Source organism: Streptomyces sp. NPDC003393 (assembly GCF_053589015.1).
In genome coordinates this window covers 48,757-68,175 of sequence record NZ_JBSFRB010000008.1, presented here as the reverse complement: position 1 = coordinate 68,175, position 19,419 = coordinate 48,757, and the positions used below count along the sequence as shown (strand labels likewise).

Annotated in this window: 16 protein-coding genes; 15 read left to right on the top strand and 1 reads right to left on the bottom strand. The window is 71.1% G+C overall.

Features of this window, described 5'->3' with window-relative positions; genetic code table 11:
- Window positions 1-121: 121 nt before the first annotated feature.
- From ACWDUZ_RS10930 to ACWDUZ_RS10885, 10 genes are all read left to right on the top strand, one after another.
- Window positions 122-1,558: a sulfatase family protein gene (locus ACWDUZ_RS10930; protein WP_451631497.1), complete on the top strand. Its 1,437-nt coding sequence runs from the start codon at window positions 122-124 to the stop codon at window positions 1,556-1,558.
- Window positions 1,559-1,570: 12 nt separating this feature from the next.
- A complete protein-coding gene (locus ACWDUZ_RS10925; protein ID WP_451631496.1) occupies window positions 1,571-3,229 on the top strand; it encodes an alpha-amylase family glycosyl hydrolase in 1,659 nt (552 codons plus the stop codon).
- Window positions 3,226-4,170 carry a formylglycine-generating enzyme family protein gene (locus tag ACWDUZ_RS10920; RefSeq protein ID WP_451631495.1) on the top strand — a complete coding sequence of 315 codons (945 nt, stop codon included), beginning with the start codon at window positions 3,226-3,228 and terminating at the stop codon, window positions 4,168-4,170. The genes ACWDUZ_RS10925 and ACWDUZ_RS10920 overlap by 4 nt, the downstream gene beginning before the upstream one ends.
- A 127-nt stretch (window positions 4,171-4,297) precedes the next feature.
- Window positions 4,298-4,882, top strand: coding sequence for a DinB family protein (locus ACWDUZ_RS10915; RefSeq protein WP_451631494.1), 585 nt, complete (start codon window positions 4,298-4,300; stop codon window positions 4,880-4,882).
- Between the two features lie 15 nt (window positions 4,883-4,897).
- Complete coding sequence (locus tag ACWDUZ_RS10910) at window positions 4,898-5,842, top strand: LysR family transcriptional regulator (protein WP_451631493.1); 945 nt, start codon at window positions 4,898-4,900, stop codon at window positions 5,840-5,842.
- Window positions 5,843-5,962: 120 nt separating this feature from the next.
- Window positions 5,963-7,264 (top strand): FAD-dependent oxidoreductase, encoded by a 1,302-nt coding sequence (locus ACWDUZ_RS10905; RefSeq protein WP_451631492.1) that lies wholly within the window; start codon window positions 5,963-5,965, stop codon window positions 7,262-7,264.
- Between the two features lie 144 nt (window positions 7,265-7,408).
- Window positions 7,409-9,082, top strand: coding sequence for a dihydroxy-acid dehydratase (ilvD, locus tag ACWDUZ_RS10900; protein ID WP_451631491.1), 1,674 nt, complete (start codon window positions 7,409-7,411; stop codon window positions 9,080-9,082).
- A gap of 151 nt (window positions 9,083-9,233) precedes the next feature.
- Window positions 9,234-10,616 carry an MFS transporter gene (locus ACWDUZ_RS10895; protein ID WP_451631490.1) on the top strand — a complete coding sequence of 461 codons (1,383 nt, stop codon included), beginning with the start codon at window positions 9,234-9,236 and terminating at the stop codon, window positions 10,614-10,616.
- 64 nt (window positions 10,617-10,680) lie between these two features.
- Window positions 10,681-11,982: an aconitase X gene (locus tag ACWDUZ_RS10890; RefSeq protein WP_451631489.1), complete on the top strand. Its 1,302-nt coding sequence runs from the start codon at window positions 10,681-10,683 to the stop codon at window positions 11,980-11,982.
- Window positions 11,979-12,434: an aconitase X swivel domain-containing protein gene (locus ACWDUZ_RS10885; RefSeq protein ID WP_451631488.1), complete on the top strand. Its 456-nt coding sequence runs from the start codon at window positions 11,979-11,981 to the stop codon at window positions 12,432-12,434. The genes ACWDUZ_RS10890 and ACWDUZ_RS10885 overlap by 4 nt, the downstream gene beginning before the upstream one ends.
- A gap of 30 nt (window positions 12,435-12,464) precedes the next feature.
- Here ACWDUZ_RS10885 and ACWDUZ_RS10880 read toward each other — a convergent pair whose 3' ends face one another.
- The gene (locus ACWDUZ_RS10880) at window positions 12,465-14,012 is read right to left on the bottom strand and encodes a PucR family transcriptional regulator (protein ID WP_451631487.1); all 1,548 of its coding nucleotides are present in this window, start codon (window positions 14,010-14,012) and stop codon (window positions 12,465-12,467) included.
- A gap of 200 nt (window positions 14,013-14,212) precedes the next feature.
- Between ACWDUZ_RS10880 and ACWDUZ_RS10875 the strand changes: the two genes are divergently transcribed.
- Genes ACWDUZ_RS10875 through ACWDUZ_RS10855 form a run of 5 tightly spaced genes read left to right on the top strand, consistent with a single transcriptional unit; the run spans window position 14,213 to window position 19,077 of the window.
- Window positions 14,213-15,748: an APC family permease gene (locus tag ACWDUZ_RS10875; protein WP_451631486.1), complete on the top strand. Its 1,536-nt coding sequence runs from the start codon at window positions 14,213-14,215 to the stop codon at window positions 15,746-15,748.
- Window positions 15,745-16,458 (top strand): SDR family NAD(P)-dependent oxidoreductase, encoded by a 714-nt coding sequence (locus tag ACWDUZ_RS10870; RefSeq protein ID WP_451631485.1) that lies wholly within the window; start codon window positions 15,745-15,747, stop codon window positions 16,456-16,458. Before ACWDUZ_RS10875 ends, ACWDUZ_RS10870 begins: the two co-directional genes overlap by 4 nt.
- 2 nt (window positions 16,459-16,460) lie before the next feature.
- Window positions 16,461-17,234, top strand: a complete 774-nt coding sequence (locus ACWDUZ_RS10865) for an SDR family NAD(P)-dependent oxidoreductase (protein ID WP_451631484.1) — start codon at window positions 16,461-16,463, stop codon at window positions 17,232-17,234.
- Window positions 17,222-18,208, top strand: a complete 987-nt coding sequence (gene speB / locus ACWDUZ_RS10860) for an agmatinase (RefSeq protein ID WP_451631483.1) — start codon at window positions 17,222-17,224, stop codon at window positions 18,206-18,208. The genes ACWDUZ_RS10865 and speB overlap by 13 nt, the downstream gene beginning before the upstream one ends.
- Window positions 18,205-19,077 carry a polysaccharide deacetylase family protein gene (locus ACWDUZ_RS10855; protein WP_451631482.1) on the top strand — a complete coding sequence of 291 codons (873 nt, stop codon included), beginning with the start codon at window positions 18,205-18,207 and terminating at the stop codon, window positions 19,075-19,077. Before speB ends, ACWDUZ_RS10855 begins: the two co-directional genes overlap by 4 nt.
- The last annotated feature ends 342 nt before the right edge of the window (window positions 19,078-19,419 follow it).

The window sequence follows — 19,419 nt, the reverse complement described above, 5'->3', positions numbered from 1 at the left end:
CGTGGGAAGCGGCGGGCGTGCCCGGACCCGTGCCAGTGGCCCTTGGCCGCGGTGCGGCGCCCCACAGGTCTCATATCGGAAAAGCACGGTCCCACCCCCCATCCACCGGAGTCCACCGACCATGGCCATCTCCCAGCGCCCGAACATCATCCTGTTCATGACCGACGACCACGCCCCCGCGGCCATCGGCGCCTACGGCAGCTTGATCAACAAGACCCCGGCGGTCGACCGCCTCGCCGCCGAGGGCACGGTCTTCGAGAACACCTTCTGCACCAACGCGATCTGCTCGCCCGCCCGCGCCACCCTGCTGACCGGCACCTACAGCCATGTCAACGGCATGACCTCGCTGGAGGGCCCGAACCACCGGTTCGACGCCGGCCAGCCGTCGTTCCCGAAGATGCTGCAGGAGGCGGGCTACCAGACCGCGATCGTCGGCAAGTGGCACCTCGGCCACGGCGAGGGCCACGACCCCCAGGGCTTCGACTACTGGGAGATCCTGCCGGAGCACGGCGTCTACCACGACCCCGACTTCGTCAGCGCCGACGGTAGGAAGAAGTACCAGGGCTACGTCACCGACATCATCACCGACCTCGCGCTGAGCTGGCTCGACAAGCGCGACCCCGACAAGCCCTTCTGCCTGCTGATCCAGCACAAGGCGCCGCACCGCCCGTTCGAGCCCGCCGAACGCCACCGGCACCTGTACGAGCACGAGGACATCCCCGCCCCGCCCACCCTCCACGACGACCTCGACACCCGCGCTCCCGCCGCGCACGAGGCGAAGATGAGCATGGAGGACCTCACCGACGAGGACCTCAAGGGCGTACCGGTGCCGCCCGGACTGTCACCGCGTGAGGAGCGCGAGTGGCGCTACCAGCACTACATCAAGGACTACCTCCGGGTGATCGCCGCCCTCGACGAGAACGTCGGCCGCGTGCTGCACTACCTCGACGTCACCGGCCTCGACACCTCCACCGCCGTCACCTACACCTCCGACCACGGCTTCTTCCTCGGCGAGCACGGCTGGTTCGACAAGCGGTTCATGTACGAGGAGGGCATGCGCATCCCGCTGGTGCTCCGCTGGCCCGGCGTCGCCGAGGCCGGCTCACGCCACGAGGAGCTGGTGGCGAACATCGACTACGCCCCCACGCTGCTGGACATCGCGGGCCTGGCGCCGCATCCCCGGATGCAGGGCCGGTCGCTCGTACCCCTGGTGAAGGGGGAGGACCACAAGGAGTGGCGGGACGCCGTCTACTACCGCTACTACATGCACCTGGACGTCTGCCACAACGTCCAGGCCTGCTACGGCATCCGCACCCGGACCCACAAGCTCATCCACTACCCCGGCCACGGCTCGGGCGCGGACGGAGCCAAGGACGCGCCGCGCACGCCCGCCTGGGAGCTGTTCGACCTGACCCGAGACCCCCACGAGCTGCACAACCGCTACGACGACCCGCAGTACGCGGACGTGGTCAAGGACCTCACGGCCCGACTGGACGAGATCCAGCGCCACTTCGGTGACACACCGCAGGGCGTGCTGCCCGCGCCGACCGCCTCCTGAAGGGACGGCACCATGACGACACCCGACCCCGGCCGCGACACCCGCCCCGCCACCGAGTGGCTGGCCGACGCCGTTCTCTACCAGATATATCCGCAGAGCTTTGCCGACGGGGACGGCGACGGCATCGGCGACTTCGCCGGCATCGAGCAGCGGCTCGACCATCTGGCCTGGCTCGGCGTGAACACCGTCTGGCTCAACCCGTGCTTCGCCTCGCCGTTTGAGGACGCCGGCTACGACGTGTCCGACTACCTCACCGTCGCCCCCCGCTACGGCACTAACGACAGCCTGGCCCGGCTCGTCGAAAGCGCCCGGCGCCGCGGTATACGCGTGCTGCTGGACCTGGTGGCGGGCCACACCTCCGACCAGCACCCGTGGTTCACACAGTCCGCCGACGACCCCCTTGACCACCGCTACATCTGGGCGGAGGGCGACACCCACCCGGGCGACGGCTTCCAGCCCTCGCCCGGCACCCGCCGCGGCTGGTACAAGCCGAACTTCTTCCCCAGCCAGCCCGCCCTCAACTTCGGCTACGCGCGCTCGCACCCGGACGAGCCCTGGCGCCAGCCCGTCGACGCCGACGGACCGCGAGCCAACCGCCAGGCCCTGCGCGACATCATGGAGCACTGGCTCGACCTGGGCCTGGCCGGATTCCGCGTCGACATGGCCGCCTCGCTCGTCAAGGACGACCCCGGCCACGCCGAGTCGGCCCGCCTGTGGCGCGACATGCGCGACTGGATGGACAACAAGCATCCGCAGGCCGCTCTCCTGGCCGAGTGGGGCGACCCGGCCGTCTCCGTGCCGGCCGGCTTCCACGCCGACTTCTTCCTGCAGTTCGGCGCCGCCGACGACGGCCTCAAGCTGCGCTCGCTGTGGAACAACAACACCGGCACCGTCAGCGAGAACTGGGCCCCGCTGGAGCCCTACTTCGGCGCCGACGGCACCGGGTCCCTGACAACCTTCCTCGACGGCTGGCGTACCGCCACCACCGCGATCCGCGACGCGGGCCGCGGCGGCTTCGTCGCCCTGCCCACCGCCAACCACGACTTCTCCCGCCTCGCCTGCGGCCCGCGCACCGCCGAGCAACTCCCCGCGGCCTTCGTCTTCCAGCTCACCTGGCCGACCCTCCCGGCGGTGTACTACGGCGACGAGATCGGCATGCGCTACATCGCCGGCCTGCCCGAGCACGAGGGCAGCGTCCTGGGCCCCCGCTACAACCGGGCCGGCTCACGCACCCCGATGCAGTGGGACTCCACCGCGAACGCCGGCTTCTCCACCGCCCCCGCCGACCGCCTCTACCTCCCCCTCGACTCGGACCCCGCCCGCCCCACGGTCGCCGCCCAGCGCGAGGACCCCGGCTCCCTCCTCAACCTGGTGCGCCGCCTGATCGCCCTGCGCACATCGACGCCGGAACTGGGCAGCAGGGCCGGGGTGCAGGTGCTGCACGCCGGATACCCCTTCGTGTACGTGCGCGGCGGGCGGTACCTGGTCGTGGTCAACCCCCGCCGCGACCGGGCGGAGTTCACGCTGCCCGAGGGCATCGCCGGCGGCCTCGCCATAGTCGATGCCGTCGAGGCCGCGGGAGTCGAGGTGAACGACGGCCTGGTGGGCGCCGCGGGCTTCGCCTACGGTGTCTTCGATCTCGGCCGCACAGGCGTGAGGGCAGCACGATGAGCAACGACTCGGGCCGGCCGGCCTGCTGCGCCCCGCGGCGGCCGTCACCGACACCCGCGGCAGCAGTCACCGTGACCACCCGCGACGAGCACGCCCCCGCCGCCGACCCGCACGGCGGCTGGCGGGAACTGCCCGGCGGCCCCTTCCTCATGGGCAGCGACGACTCCCCGTACCCGGCGGATGGCGAGGGGCCCCTCCGCGAGGTGAGGGTCGATGCCTTCACCATCAGCGCGACGGCCGTCACCAACACCGAGTTCGCCGCGTTCGCCGACGCCACCGGCTACCGGACGGACGCCGAACGCTTCGGCTGGTCCTTCGTCTTCGGCGGTTTCCTCCCCGATGACTTCCCGCCCACCCGGGCGGCGGCCGCCACCCCCTGGTGGCGGCAGGTCCACGGCGCCGACTGGCGCCACCCGGAGGGCCCCGCGTCCGTCCTGGACGGCCGCGAGGACCACCCAGTGGTGCACGTTTCCTACGACGACGCCCTCTCCTACTGCCGCTGGTCCGGCACGCGCCTGCCGGCCGAGGCCGAGTGGGAGTACGCGGCACGCGGCGGCCTGGAGGGCAAACCGTATCCCTGGGGTGACGAACGCGACCCGGGGGGCGAGTACCGCATGAACATCTTCCGCGGCACGTTCCCGGGGCGTAACACCGCCGCCGACGGCTACCGTGCCACCTGCCCGGTGGACGCCTTCCCGCCGAACGGCTATGGCCTTTTCAACATGACGGGAAACGTCTGGGAATGGTGCGCCGACTGGTTCGCCCCGGGCGCCCGCATCCTCAAGGGCGGCTCGCACATGTGCCACGAGTCGTACTGCCTGCGCTACCGCACGTCGGCCCGCATGGGCAACACCCCGGACAGCTCCAGCGGGAACACCGGGTTCAGGGTGGCGCGGGGACCGCAGAGACGTGCGGATCGTGCCGCACTCCGGGGCGGCTGACCGGCTCGACGGTCAGGCCGAGGCGCTGTCCGATCGTCCTGGGGGCCGGGCGGGCGGATGCGCGTGCGGCCCAGGGCCACGTACGGGAGGTTGAGACCACGAGCAGTCCATGGCAGGCTCACGCCGCATGATCGACGCATTCGCGAAGGACAACCTGCACGGGAGGCTGCGGCGGGACCGCAAGGCGCTGCTGTGGAAACTCGACGGCTTGTCCGAGTACGACGCCCGCCGGCCTTTGACCGCGACCGGGACTAACCTCCTCGGCCTGGTCAAACACGTGGCCACCGTGGAGGCCAGGTACTTCGGCGAGGTCTTCGGCCGCCCTTCCCCGGAACCGCTGCCCCGGTGGCAGGATTCCGACGGCAGCGATCTGTGGGCGAGCGAGGACGAGACCCGCGATCAGATCATCGGGTTCTACCGGCGCACGTGGGAGCACTCGGACGCGACGATCGACGAGCTTGCCCTCGACGCCCCCGGCCACGTGCCGTGGTGGCCGGAGCCTTATCTCAACACGAACCTGTTCGCCGTCATGGTCCATGTGCTCGGTGAGTCCGTCCGGCATGCCGGACACGCCGACATCCTGCGCGAGGGCCTCGACGGCCGGACCGGGTTGCGCGCCGAGCACGAGCAGCGGATCGACGAGGAAGCGCGCGCGGCCTACTGCGCGAAGATCGAGCAGGCCGCCAGGTCGGCCGCTGCGCTCAAGGCGTGAGGTTATAGTCCGCCCGTGACACGGCAAGCCTCCGTCCATCTGGCGAACCTGGACCTGAACCTGCTGGTGGCCCTGCGGGAGCTGCTGCGTGAGCGGAACGTGACGCGGGCGGCGGCACGGATCGGGGTGACGCAGCCCGCGGCCAGTGCCGCGCTCGGGCGGCTGCGCCGACACTTCGGGGACGATCTGCTGATCCGCGGCAGATCCGGGTATGTGCTCTCGCCGCTGGCGATGCAGCTGGCCGATCAGGTCGAGACGGTGTGCGCGACTGCGGAGCGGCTGTTCGCCACGGACAACCGGTTCGATCCCGGAAGCTCACGCAGGCAGTTCACGCTGTTGATGGCGGACTACACCGTGGCCGTCCTCGGTACACGGCTCTCGGCGGCGCTGGCGCAGCGGGCGCCGCGGGTGGAGACGCACATACGTCTGGTGCGCGAGGCGTTCACCACGGACGCGGCGGAGACCGTGCGGTTCATCGACGGGATGATCGCGCCGCCGGTGAGCCGGTTCGAGGTGCCGGGGCTGAGGTCGGTGGACCTGTTCACGGACCGCTGGGTGTGCGTGATCGACGCGTCGCACTCGTATGCGCTGCGCGGTTCGCTGAGCCTTTCCGACATGGCACGGATGGATTGGGTGGCGCCTTTCCACCCCGATCCGGGTTCCATGACGGCGGCCCCGATGACACGGCAACTGGCCCTGTTCGGAATCGAACCGGACATCCGGGTGCGGGTGGAGAGCTATCAGGCCGTGCCGCATTTCGTGGCCGGCACCGACCGTATCGCGCTGCTCCAGGAACGCCTCGCCCAGCGTGTGGCGGGGCCGATGGGCCTTTCCGTACTGCCCTGCCCCGGAGATCCGGAACCCATCACGGAAAAGCTTTGGTGGCATGTGGACCACGACCGTGACCCGGCCCATCAATGGCTGCGGCAGACCCTGGTGGAAGCAGCGGCCGGACTGTGAATGCCACCTCCAGCACCCACTCTGACCTGGGAACATCAATCACACTGATGTTGGATCAGCTGGATTGTCTATCTTCCGGTGCCTTCCAAGGGGAGCGCCGCCCTCCTTACATTGACGCGCATGCCCCATGCACTGACTGAACTCAAAGTCCGTACCGTCACCAAGGCCGCCACACCCGCTGCTCATGAACTCGAAGCCGATGTCTGTGTGGTCGGTGCGGGAATCGCGGGACTTTCCGCGGCCGTTGAATCGGCGCGACTGGGCAGAAGCGTCGTCCTCGTCGATGCGCTTCCGGTGCTCGGCGGGCAGATGGTCAATTCGCTGATCGGTCTTTTCTGCGGCGTGTTCGGCAACGCACCGCAGCACCGACAGATCACCCATGGGATCTTCGACGACATTTTCCGCGATCTGGGGGCCAGCGGCGACCTCTTCTACAAACGGACGCACACCACCACCGTCGGCTACGACGAGGTGGCCCTCGGGCGCTGGGTCGAGAACACCGTCCGTGCGCACGGCATCCAGGCGGTGACCGGGGCGGTGATCACCGAAGTGACGCGCGACGAGGGGCGGGTGCGCGCGGTGCGGTTCGCCACCCGCTACGGCACCCTCGACGTGCGGGCCGCCGGATTCGTCGACGCCAGCGGTGACGCCTCGCTCGCCTGGGAGGCCGGGCTGCCGTGCCGGCTGCCGGAGCGGGAGATCTACGGTTCCCAGCAGCTGGTCGTCGAGCACCTGGCCGAGGAGGGGCGGCCCGAGCCCGACGTGCTGGCCGCACGCGTCAAGGAGAAGGCCGACCGGTACGGTCTGACGCGCCACGACGGCCTCGCATTCTTCTTCCCCGGCCGCGGTACCGCCGTCCTCAACATGACCCACATCCAAGCCCCGCTGGAGCCGGTCGCCGCCGCGCGCGCCCAGCTGGACGGCAAGGCGCAGGCCGACCGGGTCGTGGAGTTCCTGCGGGCCGAGTTCCCCGAGTCGTTCGCCAAGGCCCGGGTGCGCAGTTACGGGTTCCCCGGCCGGCGGCAGACCCGGTGGGTGCAGGCGGTGCACCAACTCACCGTCGACGAGGTGCGCTCCGGCAGCCGTTTCCCCGACGCGGTGGCCCGTACCGCCTGGCCGATCGAGCTGCACGACAGTCCGCGGGGATACGTCTGGGAGACCTTCGGACCCGACCACCTGCACTATGTGCCGCTGCGCTCGATGACCCCGCCGGATGTGCACAACCTGCTGGTCGCGGGCCGCTGCGTGGACGGTGACGCGGCGGCGCTGTCCAGCATCCGGGTGATGGGGCCGTGCGGGGCGATGGGGTTCGCGGCCGCGCACGTCCTGGAGATGATCGGCGTGCCCTCCGGCTCCGGAAGCGTGCACGACGTCGACCTGGGGGAACTGGCGGGGCGCCTCGCCGGCAATCTCGACGACTGAGGGCGGTCACGGGCCAAGCGGTTTCTGCTCGCCGGTCCGTGCGAGCCCCGACCGCCTCCCGTGCGGCGGGCGCAGACCCGCGCCCGGTTTTCCGAGAAGAACACCCATCACCCGTCCATGCGGCAGAAGTCCACGGGAGGACGCATGCTCCGCAGCAACTACCGGCCCGGCACCGTGCGCTGGGCCACGCGCCGTGCCCAGTGGCGGGCGCTGGGCCTGTCCGACGAGGACATGCTCAAACCGAAGATCGCGGTGGTGAACTCGTCGTCGGACCTGGCGATCTGCTTCAGCCATCTGGACGGCGTGGCGGCCCGGGTCAAGGAGGGCATCCGGGCGGCCGGCGGGCTGCCGTTCGAGGTGCGCACCACCGCGCCCAGCGACTTCATCCACTCGGCGGGGCACGGCGGCGGTTACATCCTCTCCGCCCGCGATCTGATCGTGAACGACATCGAGGTGGGGGTGGAAGGCGCCCAGCTCGACGGCATGATCTGCCTCGCGAGCTGCGACAAGACCGCCCCGGCCCAGCTGATGGCGGCAGGGCGGCTGAACATCCCCACCCTGCTGCTGGCCTGCGGCTACCAGCCGAGCGGACGGTTCCGCGGGGCGCACTGCGACATCGAGGACGTCTTCCTGCACGCCTGCGGCACGCCGAGCGACACGCTCACCGGTGAGCTGACCGAGATGAGTGAGGACGCGGTGCGCGGCCCCGGTGTCTGCGCCGGCATGGGCACCGCGAACTCGATGCACATCGTCGCCGAGGCCCTGGGCATGGCCCTGCCCGGATCCACTCCGGTCGCAGCCGATTCCCCCGCCATGTGGCGGGAGGCGGACCGGGCGGCTGAACGGATCGTGGCCATGGTCCGCGAGGAGCTGCGGCCCCGCGCGATCATGACCGAGGCGGCCTTCCGTAACGCGGCCCGGGTGGCGCTCTCCGTCGGCGCCTCGATCAACACGATCAAGCACCTTCAGGCGGTGGCGGCGGAGACCGGGGTCGACATCTCCATCACCGCGCTCTACGACGAGTTGGGCGGGCAGACGCCGCTGCTCTCGGCTGTGCGGCCCAACGGCCCCCACACCATTGAGCAGTTCGACGCGGCGGGCGGGGCACGCGCGGTGATGGCGCAGCTCGAGGACCTGCTGGAGCTCGATGTGCTGACGGCGACGGGCGCATGCGTCGGTGACAACATCGCCGGGGTCACGGCGGCCGATCCGGAGGTCATCCGGTCCGGGGAGCAGCCGTTCTCGAGGGATCCGCTGATCCTCGTCCTGCGGGGGTCGCTCACTCCGCTCGGCGGCATCGTGAAACTCTCCGTGGACTCCGCGGGAGGGGCGCGGCCCGAGACGTTCACCGGGCCCGCGCGCTGCTACGGGAGCCAGGAGGACGCGCTCGCCGCGCTCACCTCGGGTGCGATCGGGGCGGGCGAGGTGGTGGTGGTCCGCGGGCTGGGGCCGCGCGGGCGTCCAGGGATGGGGATGGCTTCCCAGATCGTCTTCGCGCTCGACCGCGCCGGGCTCACCGGCAAGGTCGCCGTGATCACCGACGGGCAGCTGTCCGGCCTGGTCAACCGCGGCATCGTGGTCGGCGAGGTGCGGCCGGAAGCCGCGGACGCGGGCCCCATCGCGCTGGTCCGCGACGGCGACGTGGTCCATATCGACCTGCCGGGGCGGCTTTGCGAACTGCGCGTTCCGGCCGACGAACTCGAACGTCGGCGCGCTCAGCCGTTGCCCGCCCCGGAGCACGGCGAGACGGGCTGGCTGTCGGTGTACCGGCGGACGGTGCGGCCGCTGGACGAGGGGGCCGTGCTGCGGCCCAGGTAGCACGGGGGCGTCGCCCCACGGCGCCCCCGATCCCCGCTTCCCTTCGTCCCTGTCGTCCCCGTCCCCCTGCCGTCCCCACCCCTTTGAAAGAACCCGCAAACCCACCCCCACGTCCCCGACAGTCCCCGTTCCCGGCCTTCAGGAGCCTGCAGTGACGCTGTCCGAAGCCCGTCTCGCCGCCCACGTCGACGAAGCCGACGCGCGGCGTTCCGCTCGTGCGGGTGCGTTCTCGATGTTCATCGACAGCTTTGATGTGTATCTGCCCGCACTCGTGCTGCCCGCCGCCATGGGGTACTTCATGCCGGACGGCATGCCCGCCGCGACCCGGGCCACCATGACCACGCTGATGTTCACCGTCGGACTCCTCGGCCGGCCCATCGGCAGCGTGATCTTCGGCAACGTCTCCGACCGTATCGGCCGCAAGCGGACCACGCTGATCAGCGGGTGGGGCTTCACCATCAGCACCCTGCTGATGGGGCTGCTGCCGGGCCACGCCACCTGGGGGTCCGGCGCCATTGTGGCCTTCGCGGCACTGCGCCTGACCAGCGGCGTCTTCCTGGCCGGAGGCTACGCCGCGCCGATGCCGCTCGCGCTGGAACAGGCGGGGCCGGAGCGGCGCGGGTGGGTCGGCGGGCTGATCGGTGCCGGAGCGCCCGCCTCGTTCCTGGTGATCAACTCGCTGCTGCTGCTGATGCTCAACGTCGTGCCGGAGGACGGCTTCCTCTCCTGGGGCTGGCGGTTGCCGTTCCTGCTCGGCTTCCTGCTGGGCCTGGTCTACCTCTGGTCGTACCGCAGGGTGCGGGAGGACTCGGAGATGTTCGCGCAGCGCCGTGCGGAGGGCCGGCGGCAGCCGGTCGTGGAACTGTTCACCACGCACCGGGCACTGATCCTCAGCGTGTTCCTGTTCACCTGCGGCTACTGGTTCGCCACCCAGATGTCGGTGTCCTTCCTGCCGACGCTGCTGGTGCAGGTGCTGGGGTCCAGCGCGAACCTGAGCACCACGGCAGAGGTGATCGCCGCGGTGCTGACCATCGGGCTCATCCTGGTGCTGGCCAGGGTCGGGCAGCGGATCGGGCGCCGGCGACTGCTGATGATCTGGTCGCTGGTCATGGCGTTCGTGGTGGCCGGTGCGTTCCTGGCGCTCGCGCTGGGCCGCGGCGGGCACCAGCCGGCCTGGCTGACGGTGGTGATCTATCTGGTCGCGAAGGTGATTCCGTCCGCGCCGCTCGGCGTGATCCTCGCCTATCTCAACGAGCGGTTCCCGGCCTCCGTCCGCGCCAGCGGCTACGGCATCGGCTACATGTTCGGCCTGATCCTGCCGGGCCTGTACACCTTCGAACTGCTCTGGCTCAGCAAGATCATGCCGTATCAGTACACCCCGATCGTGCTGATCGTCTTCGGCGGCCTTCTGATGCACGTGGCGGTGCGGCGCGGCCCCGAGACGAACCCCGTGACGGCCCCGGCCGGTGCGGGCGCCGCGGGTACGGCAACACCGCTTACCGTGGAGGGCGTTCCGGCGGAGGGCGCCCGATGAGTCTCACCGACGACAAGGCGGTGCTCGGCGGCGCCGAGAGCCCGCGAGGACCGAGGAGGAGCCGATGGTCGCTCTGACGGACGAAGAGAAGGCCATGCGCGACGGCCGTGACGGCGATGCCGTCGCGGCGGCGATGGACCTGCTCATCAGGTACGCCGACGCACTGGGTGCCGAGCAGTTGTGCGAGACCCGCAATGTGGCGGGGACCAACACCCAGCCCTCGCCCGCCAAGACGCGGTTGTTCGAGGAGGGCGGCTGGTCGAAGGCGTTCGCGGTGATCAGCCTCGACTGCGACGACGACATCGAGGTGCCGCGGATGAAGGTGCCGACCTGTCAGCTCCAGCACGGCTTCGGCGACGACGCGCGGGGGATCATGCCGTACTCCGAGCGGACCATCGAGCTGCAGGCCGACGCCGAGTCGTTCTACAGCTCCAAGGGCGTCAACGTCCTGGCCACCTGCACGCCGTACCAGGTCGGCAACCTGCCGACCTACGGCGAGCACATCGCCTGGATGGAGTCCTCGGCGGTGGTCTACGCCAACTCCGTCCTCGGTGCGCGCACCAACTGCGAAGGGGGCGCCTCGACCGGGGCGGCTAGCATCACCGGCCGGATCCCCTGCTGGGGCAATCACCTGGTGAAGAACCGTTACGGCACCCATCTGATCGAGTCCGGGCTGCGGATGACCGGCTTCCAGGACTGGGGGATGTTCGGCTACTTCGTCGGCGACGCGGTCCAGGAGGCGCGGCCGGTCATGACCGGCGACCTCGGCCAACCCGACCTGGCGGACCTGAAGCACTTCGGGGCGGCCGCCGCCTCCTCGGGCGGTGTCGAGATGTACCACATTCCGGGACGCACCCCCGACGCGCCGACACTCGAGGCCGCCTTCGGCGGCTCTGCCCCGCCCGGTCCGCTGCACTACGGCGAGGCCGAGCGCCGCGCGGTCTACGACTCGCTCAACTCCATCGGGAACAGCGAGGACGTCGACTTCGTGCTGATCGGCTGCCCGCACGCCTCGCTCGAGCAGATCGGTGAAGTAGCGCGGGCACTCGAAGGACGCACGCTGTCGACCGGGACCGAACTGTGGGTCATGACACCGCGCGCGCTGCGCGCCGTCTCGGACCGCAACGGGTGGACAGCCACCATCGAGCGCGCCGGCGGACGGGTCCTGACCGACTCCTGCCCGGCCATGTCACGGGTCGCGCCGGCGGGCACCAGGGTGTTCGCCACCGACTCGGCCAAGCAGGCCCACTACCTGCCGGCGATCCTCGGCATCGAGGCCTGGTTCGGCACCACCCAGGAGTGCGTCGATGCCGCCGTGACCGGTCGCTGGCGCGGCTCGCTGGCCCCCGCGGCGGTGGCCCGATGACCGGCGCCACGGGGACCCGGCGGCTCCTGCTCCGCGGCCGCGGCATCGTCCCGGGACGCGTCGAGGGCGAGGCCCTGGTCTCGCACGAGACCATCTCCGGCTGGGGCGGGATCGATCCGGCCACCGGCACCGTCATCGAGCGCAGGCACGAGCTCTACGGCGCCTGCTTCACCGGCAAGGTGCTGGTCTTCCCCGGGGCGAAGGGTTCCTCGGGCTGGTCCGGCTTCTTCCAGGCGACCCGGCTCATGGGCACCGCGCCGCTGGCGATGGTCTTCACCCACCTGACCACGAAGGCCGCCCTCGGTGCGATCGTGACCCGTGTCCCCACGGTGACCGAACTCGACGACGATCCGGTCGCCAGGATCGCGACCGGCGACCGGGTCGAGGTCGACGCCGACCACGGGCTGGTGGTCGTGCACGGACTGCGGCCGCGGCCAGGGCGTCCGCAGTGACTCACCCGAAGTCCGGGCCGCCGCCGGCCATCAGTCCGCCGAACCCGAGGTGTGGGAAGAACGCGGACCTGCGGGGGTGGGGGCACCGGAGAGCAGCGCGCGCGCCTGGAAGGCGAGCCACAGGTCCGCGATGTCCGCTGATTCCGCCAGGGTGCGGCCGGTGAGCTGCTCGACGCGCTGCATGCGGTACATGACGGTCTGCTTGTGCACGCTCAGCGCGGCGGCGGTCCGCTGCCAGGAGCGCCGGTGCTGCAAGAACGTCTCCAGCGAGGCGGTCAGTTCGCTTCCGTGGCCGGCGTCGTAGGCGAGCAGCGGGCCAAGGACGCGGTCGACGAGCGCCTGGGCCTCCTCGGTGCTGCGCAGCACCGTGAACGTCGTCTCCTCCCCGTAGCGGGAGAGCCTGCCGGGCGCCTTGCGCGCCAGGGACAGCGCCCAGACGGCCTCGCGCCGGGCGGCGGGCAGCCGCCCGGGGGCGCCGACCGCGGCGCTCACCCCGAGGGCGGAGTCCGGCCCGAGCTTCTGGCGCACCGCCTCGATGCCCGGCCGGGCATCGTCCACCAGGGCGTACAGCAGCTCTCCGCTGCGCAGCAGCAAGTGGGGGATGCGACGCCGGCCCAGCGCCAGATGCAGGTCGCGCTGTCCGGCGCTGTCGTCGGACTGGGTGGCCAGGACGACGGCGCGGGCGGGGGCGATGCCGACGGCGGCCAGCTCGCGGCTCGCGGCGGCCTCGTCGATGCCCATGTCGAAGAGCCGGGCGAGCAGCTCGCCGCCAAGCCGTCGCTCGTGCTCGCGCAGCATCCCCTGGTGGGCCGTCTCGACCGCGGCGGCGGTGGCCAGGTGGTGCAGCAGCGAGGTGTCCGCGCCGGGCAGCCGGACGGCGAGCAGGACGGTCGGCTCCTCCGCGGGGACCTCGACCGCGAGCGCCGTGGTGCCGTCAGCGAGCGGAACGTGCAGCACACCCGGGATACGGCCGTCGTGGGCGCGGACTCCGGCGAGCAGGGCCGAGCGCAGTGCGTCCCGAGGCGCCGGGGCCGACGGATCGACCGGGTTTCCGGTGGAGGTGTCCAGAAGCAGCAGCCGGCAGCCCAGGTCACGGCCCAGCCGGGCGGTCGGGGACTCGCCGGTCCGCCCGCCGAGGGTGTCCCGCAGAGCGCTGTAGATCCGCTCGATCTGGCCGACGCGGACGGGGGCCTCGCCCGAGGCGGCGTCGGCGACCGCTCTGGCCAGCGCCGCGAAGCTGACCGAGTAGGGAACGGTGAGCACGGCCAGGGCACGCTCCTCGGCTGCCGCGGCCAGTTCGTCGGTGAGCGGCGGCGTCTGGTGGTCCTCGCCGATCACGATCCCGCTGGCGCCCGCGTCCGCACAGCCGTGCAGCAGCTTCGCCTGGGCCCGGCCGTCGCGCGGCAGCGTGCGCCCGTTGCGCATGAGCAGTTCGCCGCCCGCCATCCAGTCCCATGGGCTGTCCAGATCCGAGGCATGGGCCCAGGAGACGGACCTTCGCAGGCCCTGCCGGCCGGCGAAGAGCTCAAGGCGCAGGTGAGGGAGGTTCACCACGTCCGCCACTGTCTGCACAAGCACCCCGCATGGTTTATGTGTACACAAAAGTGTGCTGTGCGATCGCTCAAAGCTCAACGGAGTGATTGTGACTTTCGCCGCGTAGAAAGGCCGACTCTCCTGATCGCAGACTGACGGCATTCCGGCCTACGGATTCCGGCCACCCAGTGGATGGCGGGCAGCCGATGCGGCCCCTGGAAGCAGGGGCCGGACGAGGAGCCAGAGTGACCAGACATCAAGGTGTGTCCCCGCCGGGACACGGCACACCGGCACCCGCAGGCGAGCAGGTCAGCCGTCTCAACCAGGGCTTCAGCTTCCGCACGGCCCTGTCGATGGCCTTCGCGGACGTCTCGCCCATCGTCGCGCTCTACGCGATCTTCACCCTCGGGTTGTTCGCCGCCGGTCCCGCGTTCGTGTGGGCCTTCCCCATCGTGCTGGCCGGGCAGCTGCTCGTCGCCCTCGTCTTCGGTGAACTCGCCTCCCGGTGGCCGTACGCGGGCAGCGTGTACCAGTGGGCCAGGCACGTACGCGGCACCTCGTGGGGCTGGGTGGCGGCATGGGCGTACTCCTGGGGCCTGACGATCGCGCTGTCCACACTCGCCTACGGAGCGGCCGGATTCCTGCTGCCGGCCGTGGGGGTCTCCCACCCCAGCCACACCGTCACCAGCGGTACCGCCATCGCGATCCTGGCGGCGGGAAGCCTCACCAACATGGTGGGCCGCACGGTTTTGAAGGTGATGGTCGTCGCCAGCATCGCCTGCGAGATCATCGGCTCCGTCGGACTGAGTACCGTGCTGCTGCTGTTCCACCGGGTCAACCCGGTGGACGTGCTCTTCGACGACTTCGGCACCCAGTCCGCCGGTTCCTGGCTCGGCGGCCCGATGCTGATCGCCGTGGCCTACGTCGGCTGGTCCTTCGTCGGCTTCGAGGCGGCCGGGTCCATCGCCGAGGAGGTCGACAAGCCCGAGCGCAACGTGCCCAAGGCGATCATCCTGTCGCTGCTGTGCGTCGCCGCGATCGTGATGTACTCCAGCGTCGCCCTGGTGCTCGCCATCCCCCACCTGGACAAGGTCATGGCGGCCAAGACCGGCGACCCGGTGACCGACACGCTCGTCACCCAGTTCGGCTCCGGGATCGGCCGGCCCCTGCTCGTCCTGTTCGTGATCGGCTTCCTCTCCAGCTTCCTCGCCGTCCAGGCAGCCGTCTCCCGTTGCCTGTGGGCCTCCGCCCGCGACAACGCGCTGCCTCTCTCACACCGGCTGGAGAAGCTGGCCGGGCCCGAGCGACTGCCGGTGAACGCGATCGCGCTGACCGGTGTCGTCGCCGCCGTGTTCGTCCTGCTGTCCGGCTCGAACCTCTACGGCGCGCTGGTCAACTTCACCACCATGGGCTTCCAGATCGCGTTCGCGGTCCCCGTCATCGGCGCCGCCGTCACCCGGCTGCGCGGGAAGTGGCAGCCCGGAGCGTTCAGCCTCGGCCGCTGGGGCACCCCCGTGACCCTGCTGGCCGCGCTGTGGACCATCGCGCAGACCATCAACATCGCCTGGCCGCGCGCCTCCATGGGCGACACCTGGTACCTGCGCTGGAGCATGATCCTGACCACCGCGGTGCTCACCGTCGTCGGAGCCGTCGTCTTCGCCGTCGTCCGGGGGCGCATCCGGCGGCCCCTGGCCGACCGGTTCCATACGACCGGTCCCGCGAACGGCGCACCGCCCGCCTCCGGCGCCGCGGCCGTCGACCTTCAGGGAGAGTCCGCATGAACGCGCCCGGCACACAGAGGACCGCGCTCGTCACGGGGGCCGCAAGCGGCATAGGAGCCGGCATCGCCGCCGCGCTGCACGCGGCTGGCTGGACCGTCGCGGGTCTCGACCTGCGCCCGGCCTCCGACCCGGCGCTCGCGCTGTCCCTGGCCGCCGACGTCGCCGACCCCGCCGCGGTGCGCGCCGCCGTCGGCCAGGCCGAAGCGGACTTCGGCCCCGTCCACGCCCTGGTCAGCGCGGCCGGCCACTACGAGATCCAGCCCTTTTCCGACATCAGCCCCGAGCAGTGGAACCGGATGCTGCGGGTCCACCTCGGCGGACTGGCCAACACCGCCCGCGCGGTCCTTCCCTCCATGATCGCGCGCCGCGGCGGCAGCATCGTCGCCGTCACCTCCGAGCTGGCCATCGGCGGCGGCGACGGCGACGCCCACTACGCCGCCGCCAAGGGCGCCGTCGTCGGCCTCGTCCGCAGCCTGGCGTCCGAGGTCGCCTCCAGCAACGTCCGCGTCAACGCCGTCGCCCCCGGCCCCACCGACACCCCGCTGCTCGCCCCCGACTCGCCCTGGCGGGCCCCGGACTACCTCGCGACCCTGCCCACCCGGCGCCTGGGCCGCCCGGACGAGGTCGCCGCGAGCGTGCGGTTCCTCCTCGAGGAGGGGACCTTCTGCACCGGCGAAGTCCTCTCACCCAACTGCGGAGCGGTGATCTGACCATGGACCACTCCCACCAGCCGCTGAACGGCGCGGTCGCCCTCGTCACCGGCGCCACCCAGGGGATCGGGCGGGCCGTCGCGGCCCGCCTGGCCCGCGACGGAGCGCGCGTCGCGGTCGGCGACCGGGCGCACACCCCCGCCATGGACGCCGTCGCGGCAGCCATCGGCGGGGTCCCTGCCGTGGCCGACGTATCCGATCGCGCGCAGGTCCACACCCTGGTCGGCCACCTGAACCAGGAACTGGGCGACATCGATGTCCTGGTCTGCAACGCCGCCTACATGACCATGGGCCGCTTCACCGAGCACGACGAGGCCGACTGGTGGAAGGTCGTCGACACCAACCTGACCGGCACCTTCCACCTCATCCAGGCCGTCCTGCCCGGCATGCGCCGGCGCGGCCGGGGCCGCATCGTTGTCATCTCCTCCGAGTGGGGCGTCACCGGATGGCCCGAGGCCACCGCCTACTCCGCTTCGAAAGCCGGGCTGATCTCCCTGGTCAAAACGCTCGGCCGGGAACTCGCACCCGAGGGGATCGTCGTCAACGCCGTCGCGCCCGGCGTCATCGACACCCCTCAGCTCCAGGTCGACGCGGACAGCGCAGGCCTGCCCCTGGACGCCATGCACAAGCACTACGCCCGGAACATTCCGCTCGGCCGCATCGGCCGGCCCGAGGAGATCGCCTCCGCCGTCGCCCTGCTCACCGACTTCCGCGTCGGCTCCTTCGTGGGCCAGACCCTGCAGATCAACGGAGGATCCACCCGATGCCGCGTGTAACCCGCCCCGGCGCGACCACCGACAGCACCGCCACGCCGCCCGTCGGCCAGACCGACGGCCAGGCCAGCCCTCGCTACGCGGGCCTGACGACCTTCGCACGACTGCCCCGTATCCAGGACGTGCCCAGGCACGACGTGGCCGTCGCCGGCGTCCCCTTCGACGCGGGGGTGACCTTCCGCCCCGGGGCCCGCTTCGGACCGTCCGCGATCCGTGAGGCCTCCCGGCTGCTGCGGCCCTACAACCCGCAGCTCGACGTCATGCCCTTCCGCGACCAGCAGGTCGTCGACGCGGGCGACCTCGCCTGCAACCCCTTCGACATCGCGGCCGCGAGCAAGGAGATCGAGGAAGGGGCCTACGAACTGATCCGCGACGGCGCCCGACTGGTGACCCTCGGCGGCGACCACACCATCGCCTATCCGCTGCTGCGCGCCATGAACCGGGTCCACGGACCCGTCGCCCTGGTGCACTTCGACGCCCATCTCGACACCTGGGACACCTACTTCGACGCACCGCTCACCCACGGCACCCCGTTCCGGCGCGCCGCCGAGGAAGGCCTGTTCCTGCCCTGCTCCAGCGCGCACGTCGGCATCCGCGGCTCGCTCTACGACCCCCAGGACCTCAGCAGCGACGCGGATCTGGGCTTCACCATCGTGCACTGCGCCGACCTGGAGACCCTGAGCGTGCACGACGTGGTGACCCGGCTGCGCACGACGATCGGCGATGCGCCGCTGTACGTGTCCGTCGACATCGACGTGCTCGACCCCGCCCACGCACCGGCGACCGGCACCCCGGAGGCGGGCGGCATGACCAGCAGGGAACTGCTCGGCGTCATCCGCGGCTTCAAGGGACTGAACCTGGTGGGCGCCGACGTCGTCGAGGTGTCCCCGGCCTACGATCACGCGGACATCACCAGCGTCGCCGCCGCCAACGTCGCCTACGAGTTCGTCTCCCTGTGCGCGGGAGGCCGCCGATGACTCCGCGACCGGAACAGCCCGTCGACTGGCCGGGGGAGAGGCGCGCCGCGGCCTGTTTCAGCTTCGACGTCGACGCCGAGTCGGCCGTGCTGCACGAACACCCCGAGGCCGCACAGCGCATGTCCGTGATGAGCCACCAGGCTTACGGGCCACAGGTCGGCGTCCCCAGACTGCTGAAGATGCTCGACCGCCACGGAGTGAGGGCGACGTTCTTCGTCCCCGGATGGACGGCGCGACGCCACCCCGGCACGGTACGGGCCATCGCGGACGCCGGCCACGAGATCGCACACCACGGCTATCTGCACGAGCCGCTGACCGGCGCCGACGCCGGCACCGAGGCCGACTACCTCGACCGGGGCCTGGACGCGCTGGAAGAGGTGGCCGGTGTGAGACCGGTGGGGTACCGGGCCCCCATGTGGGAACTCACCTACAACTCCCCGCACCTGCTGGTCGATCGGGGCTTCCTCTACGACAGCAGTCTCATGGACGCCGACCACCCCTACGAACTGGCCGTGCCCGGAGCGCGGTCGCTGGTGGAGATACCGATCCAGTGGGCCCTGGACGACTGGGAGCAGTACTGCTATCTCCCCGGCATCTCCGGCAGCGGACTGATCGAGAGCCCACGCAAGGCACTGGAGATCTGGACGCTGGAATTCGAGGCTCTCCGCGATTTGGGCGGCTGCTTCGTCCTCACCACTCACCCCTTCCTGACCGGCCGGCCCTCCCGGGCGGCCGCCCTGGAAGAACTCGTCGAACGAGTCGGCGCGGCGGCGGACACCTGGGTGGCACCACTGATCGACATCGCCCGCCACATCCGGTCCCTGGGCCTGTCGCCCCGCGCCCTCACGCCGCCTGATCCCCACATGTGACCCGTCGGCCGGCCATCCACCGCACCACCTCCTGGACCGACGCTTTCCCCGTCTCGAAGCTGCCGGTCACGGGGCTGGGTGTGCGTCGTTGATCGTGCGTGTGCCGGTCGTGTGTGCCAGGCACCGCGCGGGCTCCCGGCCGCGCGGCGGTCGGAGCGCGAGATCGTCTGCCTGTCGGACCGGCCGTCGGCACGAGGCCTGTTCCGGCAGGCTCGCGCGGTCCGCGCGGTGATGCCGGCGTGGCCTGGTGCGCCGGGAGCGACGAGGAGACGAGGCGAGGCCGCGCTCCAGCGCCTTGATGTGCTGGCGCAGGGGCGGGCCGGCGATCAGGAGGCGTCCGGC

What these genes read in the sequence shown, in the direction of transcription:
- ACWDUZ_RS10890 (WP_451631489.1), top strand. Translation starts at nt 10,681, where the DNA reads ATGGTCGCTCTGACGGACGAAGAGAAGGCCATGCGCGACGGCCGTGAC.
- ACWDUZ_RS10920 (WP_451631495.1), top strand. Translation starts at nt 3,226, where the DNA reads ATGAGCAACGACTCGGGCCGGCCGGCCTGCTGCGCCCCGCGGCGGCCG.
- ACWDUZ_RS10930 (WP_451631497.1), top strand. Translation starts at nt 122, where the DNA reads ATGGCCATCTCCCAGCGCCCGAACATCATCCTGTTCATGACCGACGAC.
- ilvD (WP_451631491.1), top strand. Translation starts at nt 7,409, where the DNA reads ATGCTCCGCAGCAACTACCGGCCCGGCACCGTGCGCTGGGCCACGCGC.
- speB (WP_451631483.1), top strand. Translation starts at nt 17,222, where the DNA reads ATGCCGCGTGTAACCCGCCCCGGCGCGACCACCGACAGCACCGCCACG.
- ACWDUZ_RS10870 (WP_451631485.1), top strand. Translation starts at nt 15,745, where the DNA reads ATGAACGCGCCCGGCACACAGAGGACCGCGCTCGTCACGGGGGCCGCA.
- ACWDUZ_RS10925 (WP_451631496.1), top strand. Translation starts at nt 1,571, where the DNA reads ATGACGACACCCGACCCCGGCCGCGACACCCGCCCCGCCACCGAGTGG.
- ACWDUZ_RS10905 (WP_451631492.1), top strand. Translation starts at nt 5,963, where the DNA reads ATGCCCCATGCACTGACTGAACTCAAAGTCCGTACCGTCACCAAGGCC.
- ACWDUZ_RS10865 (WP_451631484.1), top strand. Translation starts at nt 16,461, where the DNA reads ATGGACCACTCCCACCAGCCGCTGAACGGCGCGGTCGCCCTCGTCACC.
- ACWDUZ_RS10915 (WP_451631494.1), top strand. Translation starts at nt 4,298, where the DNA reads ATGATCGACGCATTCGCGAAGGACAACCTGCACGGGAGGCTGCGGCGG.
- ACWDUZ_RS10855 (WP_451631482.1), top strand. Translation starts at nt 18,205, where the DNA reads ATGACTCCGCGACCGGAACAGCCCGTCGACTGGCCGGGGGAGAGGCGC.
- ACWDUZ_RS10885 (WP_451631488.1), top strand. Translation starts at nt 11,979, where the DNA reads ATGACCGGCGCCACGGGGACCCGGCGGCTCCTGCTCCGCGGCCGCGGC.